Raw genomic sequence first — 12,517 nt, forward strand, 5'->3', positions numbered from 1 at the left:
CGAAGCACAGACGAAAATTTCATGTCTGGCAGGAACGGCAGTGAAGATTTAGCAGTGGAAGAAACTATGGAGACAGAGTTTCTTCAGGGTGTTTATGTGATTCAGACGGCGGCGGACGGCAGATTTATTAAGAGGATGAAAGAATATCTGACTTATGAGGAAGCTGCTGGAGCTTGCGGTGTTGATGAAGAGATTCTGCTTCTGCGCCAGGAGATTTCTGGTAAGAGTGAGTGGTACAACGGCTTGATGCCGCCAGATAATCTGAATCCGGAGAGCGTGAAGACATTTTTGAAGTTGACCCATGAGCATTATGAGGAAGTGTTTGGCGGAAGTTTTCCAAAAGAGGTGAAAGGATTTTTCACAGATGAACCAAACTGCTGTGATTTCTTCAGCGTTTTCCATGAAGGCAGACCGTGGATTCCGTGGAGTATTGGATTTACAGAGTATTTTATTGAAAAGAGAGGATATGATCCGCAGGAGAAGCTGCCTTATCTGTTTTTTGATGGGGAAGGGGCGGAGAAGATCCGTCATGATTATTGGAAGACGGTGGCACAGCGTTTCGAAGAAAGTTATATGAAACAGGTTTATGAGTGGTGTGATAAACGGGGACTTCGTACTACGGGACATATTTTATATGAGAACGACCTGGGCTATCAGACTCGTGTGTGCGGTGCGGCGATGCCTCAGCTTCGTTATCTGCATAATCCTGGAATTGATCTTCTTGGCGCACAGACGGATGAGTATCTGACTGTGAAACAGTGTGCAAGCGTGGCACATCAGTATGAACGTTCCATGACCATCAGTGAGGCTTACGGCTGCACTGGCTGGGAGCTGGATTTTTCTACTCAGAAATGGCTGGGAGACTGGCAGTTCGCGCTTGGAATTACGAGACGTTGTCAGCATCTTGCCCTGTATTCCATTACTGGCTGCAGGAAGAGGGACTATCCGCCGGTTTTCAACTATCAGAATACCTGGTGGGATGACAATGATAAGATGGAGAATTATTTTGGTCGTCTGGCGCTGTGTCTTTCTCAGGGTGAGCCGGTGCGGAAGGTGCTGATGATCCATCCGATTTCCAGCATCTGGACCGAGTGCCGCAGTGACCGGGCGGAGGATTTCAATCATCTGGAAATGAATATGGGATGGCTGGATGAGCATATTACTTCTTTAAATCGAAAAGGTGAGTATTATAACCGGATCGCAAAAGCGCTGACTGCAGGGCATGTGGATTTTGATTTTGGAGATGAGATCCTGTTGGAGCAGGACGGCAAGGTTGAGGATGGAATGTTTGTGGCAGGAAAGTGCAGCTATCAGGTGGTTGTGGTTCCGGGAGTGAGCAATCTGTTTGCAAACACGGTGAAGCTGTTGAAGGAATTTCTTGCAGCTGGTGGAATGGTGATCTGGCTGAAGCCGTATCCGGTGATGATTGAAGGAGAACGGATTGGTAGTAAGCAGATCTGCGTTGCTAAGAGATGGGATAAAAAAATAGACAGTGAAGATGTAAATGAAGAGAAATCTGACCGCAGGAAAGTGTGTGGAAAATATGGTGATATCCGGGATGTTTTAGATGAGGAAGCATTTGTTCATACGGTTGAGCATGAATGGGAGCTGACGGAAGCTGTGGCGAAATGCACCGGAAAAGATTTTACTGTGCGAAATGCCAGCGGCGCAGAGGATGGTGAGATTCTTTCCATGCTGAGAAAGACAGAAGATGGACATATTCTTTTCCTGACAAATCACGATCGGAACAATGCACATCAGGTTTACATAAAACTTGACTGCGGGAACGCTGTGGAAGAGCTTGACCCGCTGACCGGAGAAGTTTGTGAGGTGGAAACTGTTGCGGATGGAGAGGGCGTTTGCTTTACCAGGACATTCGAGACGGGGATGAGCCGAATTTATTTTGTGAAGAAAATAATAGGGGCTGGACAGATTATTAAAGAGATAAATAGTGTTGAAGACAAATGTGGAATTGAGGAAGATACTACCGTTGTGGACTTGGCGGCTGTTTCTGATGGCGTAAATGCGGTGCATGAAATGACAGTGAGCAAAGCTGCCACATTCCCATACAGACATCCGCATTACACAGATCCCGTATTAGCTACATTCGGTCCGGACGCGAAATTAAGAAGAACTATGGAGAATGTGCTGACGATAGATAAATGTACTTATGAGCTGGGGACTGCTTCAGCAAATAAAATTTGTGACGGAAATGCTATGGTGGAAGATAAAGATCTTGACGCAATTGTAGAGCTGGTATCAGAATTCAGACATGGCAGCGGACTGTCAGAAGCAGGAAGCGTCTGTGAGTCCGCAGAGATGGAAATCTGGCAGGCGCAGAAGGAAATTCGTGAGAAATTGCGCATGCAGCAGGTTTACTATAACGGTGCACCTCAGCGATATACCTGGGTGGATCAGCCACATCCGGCAGATGGAACACCATTTACCATGCATTTCCGGTTTAATGTTGCAGAAGACATTTCCAGTGAATGCAGTTTTGTAATTGAGAAGCCTTATGGTCTGGAAGTTTACTTCGATGGCGTGAAATGTGCGCAGACCGGCAAATGGTTTATTGACAAAGACATGCGTTGCTTCGGACTTCCTGCTTTGAGTAAGGGGGTGCATCGGATTACCATAAAAGGCAGTTACGACCAAAAGCGGGAACTGGAAGATGTATTCGTAATTGGAAATTTCGCCGTAGATATGTCTGGCAATATTTCCAGGGAAAAAGAAATTCTGCATACTGGTGATTGGAGCATGCAAGGTTATGTAAACTATCCTGGCGGTATGATTTACCAGTACAAGGTGCCACAGTTGATTTCCGATAAGCAGGTTCTTCTTCATTTGGGTGAGTGGAGAGGTACCCTTCTGAAAGTCAGAGTAAATGGTAAGGAAGCTGGTTTTCATTTCGAAAAGAAGAACTGTGTCACAGATGTAACTGGTCTTTTCGAAAAAGAAGAGAATACTCTGGAAATTGAAGTTTCAGGAAGTCCAAGAAACATGTTCGGCCCATTCCACCAGTCCTACACCGGCTGCAGCCGAATCAGCTGGGCTGATTTCCGCACCGAGGGAATGTTCCATACGGATGGGAAGGTGCTGAAGCCTTATGGTATGATGGGGCAGAGTTATATTTGTGAGTATGAAGAGCAGTAAAAAATAACAGGAGGATTTATCATGATTGCAGATTACGCAGACAAACTGAATACATATGAGGAATTTAAAGATTACGCTGACATGGTTCAGCAGTTTATCAAAAAACAGAAAGAGGAGAACCTTCCAGAAGGCAGATACGACCTAAAAAACGGCATTTTTGCCTTGGTTCAGAAATATACCACCAAGCCACTGGAAGGTGCACAGATGGAATCCCATAAGAAATACTGTGACCTTCAGTACATTGTAGAAGGCACTGAGAAAATTTACTGGGCATCTCTTCGCAAGCTTACCGTAGAGGATGACCGCACCCCGGAAGCTGACATTATTTTCTATAAAAGTGGTCCGGAGCAGGGATACACTCTTCTGGAGGCTGGCATGTTTGGTTTCTACGCTCCTGAAGACGGTCATATGCCCTGCATCGCCGTAACAGAAGCCCAGCCCGCAACGAAAATTGTGTTTAAGATTCCGGTGAAAGGCTGAAATACTGTGGATTCAGATTGACAAGCTCTTAATAAAGCGTATACTATAGCGTGTTAGAGCCTGCTTGAAAAAACATTCCCGCAAATTGTGACGCACATCTTGCAGAAAGCCTTTATCAAACACGCTCTAGTAAGACACATAGTAGGAGGAAAGAGCTATGAAAAACAACAATAGTATCAAAACCGTAGTTGCCATCGGTATCGGTGCAGCACTGTTCTTTGTGCTGGGACGCTTTGTGGCGATCCCTAGTCCGGTTCCGAACACAAACATCAGTCTTCAGTACGCAGTACTTGGACTTCTTGCAGCAATGTATGGCCCGGTTGCAGGCGGACTCATTGGTTTCATCGGGCATACACTGATCGACCTGTCCTGGGGTGGAAGCCCATGGTGGAGCTGGGTTATCACATCTGCATTTGTAGGTGTTGTGATCGGTCTGTTCGCCAAGAAGCTTCAGGTTCAGGAAGGCGATTTCGGAAAAGGCAAAGTTGCCGTTTTCACAGTTGCAAACGTGATCGCACATGTTGTAGGATGGGTAGTTGTTGCACCTGTACTTGACATTGTAATCTATGCTGAACCGGCAAACAAAGTATTTGCACAGGGTGCATTCGCCGCTGTTTCAAACACCATCACAGGTGTTGTAGTCGGCGGTCTTCTGATCCTGGCTTATACAAAAACAATTGCAAAGAAAGGCTCCCTGGATCAGGAATAAGTTGAAAGGGAAATTTGTAAAAGACCTTGCTATGGGGAAACTTGTGGCAGGGTCTTTTTTGATGCATAATTTTATTGGATCCAAAAAGTAAATTTCGCAAGATTTATGCAAAATAAGATAAACTTTGGTAAGAAATTTTATTGTGGATTTAAGAAATTCGTGTTATCCTTTTGAGATGGTGTAAGGTGTACACTTATAGAGATGCAAATTGTTAAGTGGTTCTGAAGCAGTCACATTGTTTACAAATTGACGATGGATTCGCTTCAGGATATTTGATTTTGAGGTACTATATGACAGAGAAAAAATCTCCTATTATTTCTTTCAAAAACTTTTCTTTCCAGTACCGGGCACAGAAAAAGCCTACGCTGAAGGAAATTAATCTGGACATTTATCCTGGCGAGCGGGTGTTGATCGCAGGTCCTTCCGGCTGTGGAAAAAGTACTCTGGCAGGCTGCATCAATGGCCTGAATCCTTTTTCCAATCCAGGAGAATGCAGCGGGGAACTTATTGTGGATGGTGTGGATGCGCCGAAGAGCAGCATTTTTCAGCTCTCTGCACATGTGGGCACAGTGCTGCAGGATCCGGATGGTCAGTTTATCGGGCTGACGGTTGGCGAGGATATTGCCTTTGCATTGGAAAACAGCTGCATGCCGCAGGATGAAATGCATGAGATCACCCGTCACGCGGCAGAGCTGGTCGGAATTCAGGATCATCTGGATTACGCGCCCCACGAGCTTTCCGGAGGGCAGAAGCAGCGCGTCAGCCTGGCGGGGGTAATGGTGGATCAGGTGAAAATCCTGTTGTTCGACGAGCCATTGGCCAATCTGGATCCGGCTACAGGTAAGCAGACTATTGAGCTGATCGACGAGATTCAGGAAAAAACAGATACTACGGTGGTGATCATTGAGCACCGTCTGGAGGATGTTTTGTGGCGAGATGTGGACCGTATTGTTCTTATGGGCGATGGAAAAATTCTGGCAGATCTTCACCCGGATGAGCTTTTGTCCACCAGACTTCTGGAAGAAAACGGAATCCGAGAGCCTCTTTATCTTACTGCACTGCGTTATGCAGGTGTGGAACTTGCTCCTGCGAAGAAACCGGCACATGTTGATTCTGTTGTGATAGATAAGGCAGACCGGAAGAAAATGACAGACTGGTTCTGGTCCCGCCCGGCAGCAGAGGCTGAGAAAGAACATGAGCCGCTGCTTGAAGTTAGAAATCTTACCTTTGGTTATGAGAGAGGCAGGCAGACCTTACGTGATGTTTCTCTTACAATCCAAAAGGGTGAAATGGTCAGCATTGTAGGGAAAAACGGTGCCGGGAAATCTACTTTTTCCAAACTGGTCTGCGGCTTTGAGACACCAGATTCCGGTGAAATTCTTTTCCAGGGAAGGAATCTTCTGCAGGAAAATATCCGCCACAGAGCCAAACATATTGGCTATGTGATGCAGAATCCCAATCAGATGATTTCCAAGACTATGATTTTTGATGAGGTGGCACTGAGCCTTCGCAATATGGGAAAAAGCGAGGAAGAGATTCGGGAAAAAGTGGAGGAAACTTTGAAAGTCTGCGGACTTTTCCCATTTCGGAACTGGCCGGTATCGGCGCTTAGCTTCGGGCAGAAGAAGCGTGTGACCATTGCCAGTGTGCTGGTGCAGGATCCGGAACTGATCATTCTGGATGAGCCGACTGCGGGACAGGATTTTCGCCATTATACAGAGATTATGGAGTTCCTTCGTGGGCTGAATGAAAAAGGGGTAACAGTTGTGATGATTACCCATGATATGCATTTGATGCTGGAATATACGCCTCGGGCACTGGTTTTTGCAGATGGCAGGCTGATCGCGGATAGAAGCGCGGCAGCAGTTCTTTGTGATCCACAGCTGATCCGTCAGGCGGCACTGAAGGAGACCAGTCTTTTTACCTTGGCGAACCAGCTGGGAATCAGTCCGGCGGAAGAGTTTGTGCAGCGTTTTATTGAGGAGGACAGGGAGGTGCGAAGCCATGGCCGCTAAGACAGTGTTGAATTATCTGCCAAGGGAAAGTGTGATACACAAGCTGACAGGTACCACCAAACTGGCGTTTTTCCTGCTTTTTACTTTTGCAAGTATGATCACTTATAATACGTGGGTACTGCTTGGGCTGTTTGCGGTGAGCCTGGCGGCGTTTAAACTGAGTAAGATTAAGTTCCGCGAAGTGCGGTTTATGATGATTTTTATGCTGGTATTTCTGGTGTTGAATAATCTGTTTATTTTCCTGTTTGATCCTAACCAGGGAACGACGCTGTATGGCACCAGACATGTGCTTTGCCACCTGTTCTGGCGGTATGATCTGACTGCAGAGCAGCTGTTTTATATGGTGAATATTTCTCTGAAATATTTTGTTGCGCTGCCGGTTGCAATCTTGTTTATTTCTGCAACGAACCCAAGTGAGTTTGCTGCTAGCCTGAACAGTATTGGAATTTCCTATAAAGTGGGTTATTCTGTGGCGATTGCGCTTCGATACATTCCAGACATTCAGCGTGACTACCATAGCATCAGCCAGGCTCAGCAGGCAAGGGGCGTAGAACTTGGAAAAAACGAGCACTTTTTTGCCCGGCTGAAGAATTCGGTGAATATTCTTCTGCCGCTGATCCTGACCAGCCTGAATCGGATTGATACTATTTCTAATGCAATGGAGTTGCGTGGGTTCGGAAAGGATAAGAAGAGAACGTGGTATATGAAGAGACCTTTTGAGAAAAGGGACTTCGTGGCAATTGGAGTTGGCGTGCTGCTGCTGGCAGTAAGCCTGACGGTGACGATACGGTGGGGGAGATTTTATAATCCGTTTGTGTGAGGGAATTGAATAATATGAAAGATATGAGATGGCTGTGCGAGGGGGCTCGCATGGCTATTTCTTTTAAAGTAAATTAAGGAGTGTACATATTATATTTGGTTATTTGTGGGGGGAGACAGATATAAAAAGAAGCATGACTGTCAAGAAGGAGATTGGATGCAATCTTTAAACGCACTATTAGTAAAACATTGGAAAAGGCATTCTATGGTCAATCATATGAAGTGAAAATTTTATGGTCCCTTCTTGTATTCTGAATTTGTGCGTGTTACTATGAACCTGTAGATATCTTTTGATCTGTGAAGCGTTTCCTGCGTAAGGAGGAAAAATGAGCAGAAAGCCACAGAACAAAAGAAAAAGGGACACTGCTTACCATCCGGAGCTGCATACAAGAGATGTGAACAGTTGTGAGATTTTCAAAAACGATACACTTGTCAGCCAGTTTTTGAGAAATTATACGAATATTCCATTGTTTGCGAATGTTCAGCCTGAAGATATCAAGGATGTATCCAGCAAATCAACTCTATTTACAGCAATGCGCCGGAAGCGATAAAAGAAATTTACAAGAAGATTTTATGGACTTTACTAATAAAGATGAATGTGCCCGTGGACGAGGCAAGAGAGATGATGGGCGAGATTGGAGGTCGTGGAATGGGTTATCTGTTTGAAAAAAGAGCAAATGTAACCGAAAACTAAATTTAAGTAAGGGAAACAAATCACGATGAAAGGTATTAATACGTAAAATGTTATAAACTTAAGTGAAATTTATAAAAACAAACCTCCGGTTCTCAGGGACACTCTGAGAGCCGGAGATTTTATCTTCAATTCACAAAGGAGAAAACCATCATGAATTTATCCAATATTTTCGAATCCACCGATTTCGTCCACGCCAGTGGCACGAAGGAGGAACTGCAGGTTGCTGAATTTCTGAAAGCGCAGTGCGAGGCGCTAGGAGTGCCAGCGAGGCTGGAGGCTTTTCGGGTTGCTATGGGAGAGATTGAATCTGCGCATTTGTTTGCAGATGGGAAGGAAATCACCTGTAAGGCGTTTAACTGCTGTGGCAGCGGCAGCGTAGAGGGAGAGCTTTATTATATGCCGGGAACGGATCCTGTTTCCATAGCAGGTGCAAAAGATAAAATTGTACTGATGGACACTCAGGGAGTTGGATTTTTTGTTTACCAGGATCTGATAAAAGCAGGAGCAAAGGGAATTATTTTCCAGTACGGAAATATGTATTATCCAAATACAGATATTGACCAGCGCGATCTGCGCGAAGCCGTTGTAGGGGAAGAACGGAAAGTTCTTTGCGCCATGATCCATTCCAGCCAGGCAGTAGAACTGGTGAAAAATAAGGTGAAGAACATTCGTCTGGAGGTTTCCCAGAAAGAGTACGACGGAGAGTCCCACAATGTAATTGCAGAGCTTCCTGGCAGACGGGACGAGTTTATTGTGCTTAGTGCCCATTACGATTCCACTTCTTTATCCCACGGCGCTTATGACAACATGAGTGGCTGCGCAGGTTTGCTTGGAATTATGGAACAGCTGAAGGGAAAAGAACTGAACTATAGTCTTCGTTTCGTATTCTGCGGAAGTGAGGAGAGAGGGCTTCTGGGCTCTAAAGCATATGTGAAGGAGCATAAAGAGGAACTGGACAAAATAGTGCTGAACATTAATCTGGATATGATTGGAACTTATATGGGTAAATTTATCTCCTGTGTTTCCGCAGAGGACAAGCTGGCACATTATATATCTTATATGGCAGCAGAAATCGGTTTTCCAATTGAGGCAAAGACCGGAGTGTATTCCAGTGATTCTACACCTTTTGCAGACAGCGGAATTCCAGCACTCTCTTTTGCCAGAATTGCCAGCTCCAATGTGGCACCAATTCATTGCCGCTATGATGTGAAGGAGGTTATGTCCATGGAGCAGCTACAGGGGGATATTGATTTTCTGGTGAAGTTTACAGAACGTTTTGCAAATGCAGCAGTGTGTCCGGTTGCAAGGGAGATTCCGGAGAAAATCAAGAAAGAACTGGATGAGTATCTTGCAAGAAAAAGAAAAGAGCAGTAGGGGAGGCATCCTATGAGTTACATAACCACATACACAAGAAACCATTTCAATCCGGTTCATCCGGAGGCGGAGAAGATCGATATTCAGGATATTGCACATGCGTTGTCGCTGACCTGTAGGGGAAATGGACATGTAAGTTCTTTCTGGTCTGTTGGGGAGCATTGTATTTGCTGTGCGAAGGAGGCTCTTGGGCGAGGGTATTCCAATCGTCAGGCGCTGGCTTGTCTTTTGCATGATGCCAGCGAGTGCTATATGTCAGATGTGCCCCGTCCGCTGAAGCAGGAGATGCCCAGATACCGTGAGGTGGAAGAGCAGCTGCTTCAGGTGATTTATAAGGAATTTCTGGGAAGCAGTCTGACTGATGAAGAAGCGCAGCGTCTGAAAGAAATCGATGATGATCTTCTCTGGTATGATTTAGAGGTTCTTCTGGAAGAGAAACAACCGGGGGATGCACCGAAGCTGCACTTTGAGCTGGATTATACAGTGCGGCCGTTTGTTGAAGTAGAGCAGGAATATCTGGAAATGTTTCAAAAACTGAGCGAATCATAAAAGACAGATTTTTACCCGGAGAATGCGGCATTTATTATGCAGAAATATGAGGGATGGCAGATTCAGAAACAGACCTCAGACAGATTCTATGGGAGGAACAACACATGAACCAGGAGATAAGAATAGCGGTTTGTGATGACCTTGCGGAAGACAGGGAGAATATCACCCGGCTGCTTTCGGAATACACAGACAAAAATAACCTATATGTGAAAATAGAAGAATTTTCTTCCGGGGAGGCATTTTTATCCTCAGATACATCCGTTTATTCACTGGTTTTTATGGATATTTTTATGAGTGGGATGAACGGTATGGAGACGGCGAAGAAGCTGATTTCAAGAAACAGCCGGGTGCAGATTGTGTTCGGGAGCACCAGTACGGAGTTTGCAGCAGAGGCCTTTGATATTGAGGCGCTTCATTACATGGTGAAGCCAGTGAGAAAAGAGAAGCTGTTTCACATTCTGGATCGCTTTTTTGACAGTGTCTACTCCCTGCGGACTGTGAACGTGAAAGTGGGACGGCTGGAGGAGAGCATTTACATTTCCGATATTCTGTATGCAGAAGCAGATGGAAAACGAGCGAAAATTCACACGAAAAAGGGCGTGATAGATGCTTCCATGTCTATGGCAGATCTGGAAAAGGTTCTGCCAGCCAATGAGTTTTGCCGCCCGATCCGGTGGGTGCTGGTTTCCATGAGGGAAATCGTGGCTATGCCTACGGATATTCTGAAGCTGTCGGATAAGACAGAAATCCCCATCAGTCGTCTTAAGCGAAAGGAAATCCAGGATGCTTTTGCAAATTATAGCTGGCGAAGTACGAGACGGCGCATGCGGGGCGGAATCCTGTAAAAGAATTTACAGACTACGTTATAATTATAAAAGGAAAAAACTTTATAGCGTGTTTGAAAAAAGGTTTTCTGTAAAATATACGTTATAATCTGCAGGCGAAACTTGAAACGAAATATTGAGAGAACGTTTCGGACATGTTATGATTTGGAAAATATGAAAAACCTTTAGAAAACATTTTTTTGAAAGCGGAGGACATCATACTATGGGAAAAATTATTAATTTATCAGCAGTACTGGAAAAAGAAGAGAAATTACAGCAGGTTGTAGATTACATGGAGGAACTGAAAGACCAGTTTTCAGATTTGATCCAGGAGTATGAGGATGATGGCGCAGATGTAAGGAAAGTCGATACACTGACTGAGGCTCTGGACGCGCTGGAAGATGCATATGAGATGGTCTGTGAAGTTGCTGAGGAAGAGGAGTGATAATTTATTTAAAATAAGGTACATTCAGCTAAAAACACGAAACAACACAACGTGTTAATTAGTACTGGGTGTACTTTTCTTGTATATTGTGGAGATTTTGTAGTGTATAGAAATCGTACAAGCGTCGCTACGCGACGGCTCTAATGTTACTGTGAACTTTGTTCACAAAAAACACCTCGCGGAATGTTACCAGTGAACAGTAACGCTCCAATCTATTTTCTTATATAAAATCCCAAAAACCTATTGACATAGTGGGTTAATAGTGGTAATATCCATTTAACGAATAAATAACCCAGTAAATCAATACGGAATATCGACAATTATTGCCGAAGAAGCAAGCTGGCAGTTACTGGGGGCAGATACAGACATAACAGGCGGGCCGCCATACGGCGACATCACCTCGAATAAATGTAAAGCGGCCGCAGGCGCCGGGAAAGGAATGGATATGGCATACTATAAGGGAACACTTGGATTAATCGGAAACACCCCACTTGTAGAGGTTACTAATATTGAGAAGGAGCTTGGACTGGAAGCTACTGTTCTTGTGAAGCTGGAATACTTTAACCCGGCAGGAAGCGTTAAGGACAGAATTGCCAAGGCTATGATCGAGGATGCAGAGCAGAAGGGAATCCTGAAGGAAGGTTCCGTAATCATTGAGCCAACTTCTGGAAATACCGGAATCGGTCTGGCATCTATCGCAGCAGCTAAGGGATACAGAATCATCCTCACCATGCCAGAGACCATGAGTGTTGAGCGTCGAAATATTCTGAAAGCATACGGCGCAGAGCTTGTTCTTACCGATGGAACCAAGGGAATGAAAGGTGCCATTGCCAGGGCCAACGAACTGGCAGAGGAGATTCCGAACAGCTTCATCCCAGGACAGTTTGTGAACCCGGCGAACCCGGCAGTGCACAAGGCGACTACAGGTCCGGAGATCTGGAAGGACACTGAGGGAAAGGTTGATATCTTCATCGCAGGTGTTGGTACAGGCGGAACCCTTACCGGAACAGGTGAATATCTGAAAGAGCAGAACCCGAATGTGAAAATTGTAGCACTTGAGCCTTCTACCTCCCCGGTATTATCTGAGGGAAAAGCAGGTCCGCACAAGATCCAGGGAATCGGTGCCGGATTTGTTCCGGATGTTCTGAATACCAAGGTTTATGATGAGATTTATAAAGCAGAGGCGGATGAGGCATTTGCCACAGCGAAGCTTCTTGCACACAAAGAAGGAATCCTGGTTGGAATCTCTTCCGGAGCTGCTTTAAAAGCCGCAATCGACTATGCAAAGAAGCCTGAGAACAAGGGCAAAGTGATCGTAGCACTTCTTCCGGATACTGGTGACAGATACTATTCTACACCACTGTTTACCGAGTAATAGAGTCTATGGCTGGCTGCGTTCCGTGAAGAGCTTTTGGGCAGCGGAGTGGACAGTAATGCTTTTGTAAAATCTATGAA

At 45.2% G+C, this 12,517-nt stretch carries 12 protein-coding genes; all 12 read left to right on the forward strand.

The genetic code is table 11. The annotated features are described in order from the left end of the window. The coding region (locus AB5170_RS08910) for a glycosyl hydrolase (protein WP_368365059.1) at positions 1 to 3,153 on the forward strand (3,153 nt) is incomplete at its 5' end. 21 nt (positions 3,154 to 3,174) lie between these two features. Further along, positions 3,175 to 3,633, forward strand: coding sequence for a YhcH/YjgK/YiaL family protein (locus AB5170_RS08915; RefSeq protein WP_148461352.1), 459 nt, complete (start codon positions 3,175 to 3,177; stop codon positions 3,631 to 3,633). A gap of 74 nt (positions 3,634 to 3,707) precedes the next feature. Next, positions 3,708 to 3,794 (forward strand): DUF6783 domain-containing protein, encoded by an 87-nt coding sequence (locus AB5170_RS08920; protein ID WP_368356822.1) that lies wholly within the window; start codon positions 3,708 to 3,710, stop codon positions 3,792 to 3,794. Further along, positions 3,791 to 4,342, forward strand: a complete 552-nt coding sequence (locus tag AB5170_RS08925; RefSeq protein WP_148461353.1) for an ECF-type riboflavin transporter substrate-binding protein — start codon at positions 3,791 to 3,793, stop codon at positions 4,340 to 4,342. Before AB5170_RS08920 ends, AB5170_RS08925 begins: the two co-directional genes overlap by 4 nt. Positions 4,343 to 4,632: 290 nt before the next feature. Further along, positions 4,633 to 6,357: an ABC transporter ATP-binding protein gene (locus AB5170_RS08930; protein ID WP_173716768.1), complete on the forward strand. Its 1,725-nt coding sequence runs from the start codon at positions 4,633 to 4,635 to the stop codon at positions 6,355 to 6,357. Then, positions 6,347 to 7,177, forward strand: a complete 831-nt coding sequence (locus tag AB5170_RS08935) for an energy-coupling factor transporter transmembrane protein EcfT (RefSeq protein WP_148461355.1) — start codon at positions 6,347 to 6,349, stop codon at positions 7,175 to 7,177. The genes AB5170_RS08930 and AB5170_RS08935 overlap by 11 nt, the downstream gene beginning before the upstream one ends. A 325-nt stretch (positions 7,178 to 7,502) precedes the next feature. After that, on the forward strand, positions 7,503 to 7,727 hold the full coding sequence (locus AB5170_RS08940; protein WP_173716769.1) for a hypothetical protein: 225 nt from the start codon (positions 7,503 to 7,505) through the stop codon (positions 7,725 to 7,727). Between the two features lie 293 nt (positions 7,728 to 8,020). Then, on the forward strand, positions 8,021 to 9,244 hold the full coding sequence (locus tag AB5170_RS08945) for a M28 family metallopeptidase (protein WP_173716770.1): 1,224 nt from the start codon (positions 8,021 to 8,023) through the stop codon (positions 9,242 to 9,244). Between the two features lie 12 nt (positions 9,245 to 9,256). Next, on the forward strand, positions 9,257 to 9,793 hold the full coding sequence (locus tag AB5170_RS08950; protein WP_173718009.1) for a hypothetical protein: 537 nt from the start codon (positions 9,257 to 9,259) through the stop codon (positions 9,791 to 9,793). Between the two features lie 104 nt (positions 9,794 to 9,897). Further along, positions 9,898 to 10,638: a LytTR family DNA-binding domain-containing protein gene (locus AB5170_RS08955; RefSeq protein WP_295260183.1), complete on the forward strand. Its 741-nt coding sequence runs from the start codon at positions 9,898 to 9,900 to the stop codon at positions 10,636 to 10,638. Between the two features lie 202 nt (positions 10,639 to 10,840). After that, positions 10,841 to 11,062, forward strand: a complete 222-nt coding sequence (locus tag AB5170_RS08960; protein WP_118577908.1) for a hypothetical protein — start codon at positions 10,841 to 10,843, stop codon at positions 11,060 to 11,062. Positions 11,063 to 11,507: 445 nt separating this feature from the next. Then, on the forward strand, positions 11,508 to 12,437 hold the full coding sequence (cysK, locus tag AB5170_RS08965; protein ID WP_148461361.1) for a cysteine synthase A: 930 nt from the start codon (positions 11,508 to 11,510) through the stop codon (positions 12,435 to 12,437). The last annotated feature ends 80 nt before the right edge of the window (positions 12,438 to 12,517 follow it).

The organism is Ruminococcus sp. RTP21484sp1_RTP21281st1_A8_RTP21281_210402, from assembly GCF_040914025.1.
GTDB classification, from domain to species: Bacteria; Bacillota; Clostridia; order Lachnospirales; family Lachnospiraceae; genus Blautia_A; species Blautia_A faecis.

Excerpts from the sequence above, each read along its gene's own strand:
- AB5170_RS08940 (WP_173716769.1), top strand. The coding sequence starts at position 7,503 with ATGAGCAGAAAGCCACAGAACAAAAGAAAAAGGGACACTGCTTACCAT.
- AB5170_RS08935 (WP_148461355.1), top strand. The coding sequence starts at position 6,347 with ATGGCCGCTAAGACAGTGTTGAATTATCTGCCAAGGGAAAGTGTGATA.
- AB5170_RS08950 (WP_173718009.1), top strand. The coding sequence starts at position 9,257 with ATGAGTTACATAACCACATACACAAGAAACCATTTCAATCCGGTTCAT.
- AB5170_RS08925 (WP_148461353.1), top strand. The coding sequence starts at position 3,791 with ATGAAAAACAACAATAGTATCAAAACCGTAGTTGCCATCGGTATCGGT.
- AB5170_RS08955 (WP_295260183.1), top strand. The coding sequence starts at position 9,898 with ATGAACCAGGAGATAAGAATAGCGGTTTGTGATGACCTTGCGGAAGAC.
- cysK (WP_148461361.1), top strand. The coding sequence starts at position 11,508 with ATGGCATACTATAAGGGAACACTTGGATTAATCGGAAACACCCCACTT.
- AB5170_RS08960 (WP_118577908.1), top strand. The coding sequence starts at position 10,841 with ATGGGAAAAATTATTAATTTATCAGCAGTACTGGAAAAAGAAGAGAAA.
- AB5170_RS08915 (WP_148461352.1), top strand. The coding sequence starts at position 3,175 with ATGATTGCAGATTACGCAGACAAACTGAATACATATGAGGAATTTAAA.
- AB5170_RS08945 (WP_173716770.1), top strand. The coding sequence starts at position 8,021 with ATGAATTTATCCAATATTTTCGAATCCACCGATTTCGTCCACGCCAGT.
- AB5170_RS08930 (WP_173716768.1), top strand. The coding sequence starts at position 4,633 with ATGACAGAGAAAAAATCTCCTATTATTTCTTTCAAAAACTTTTCTTTC.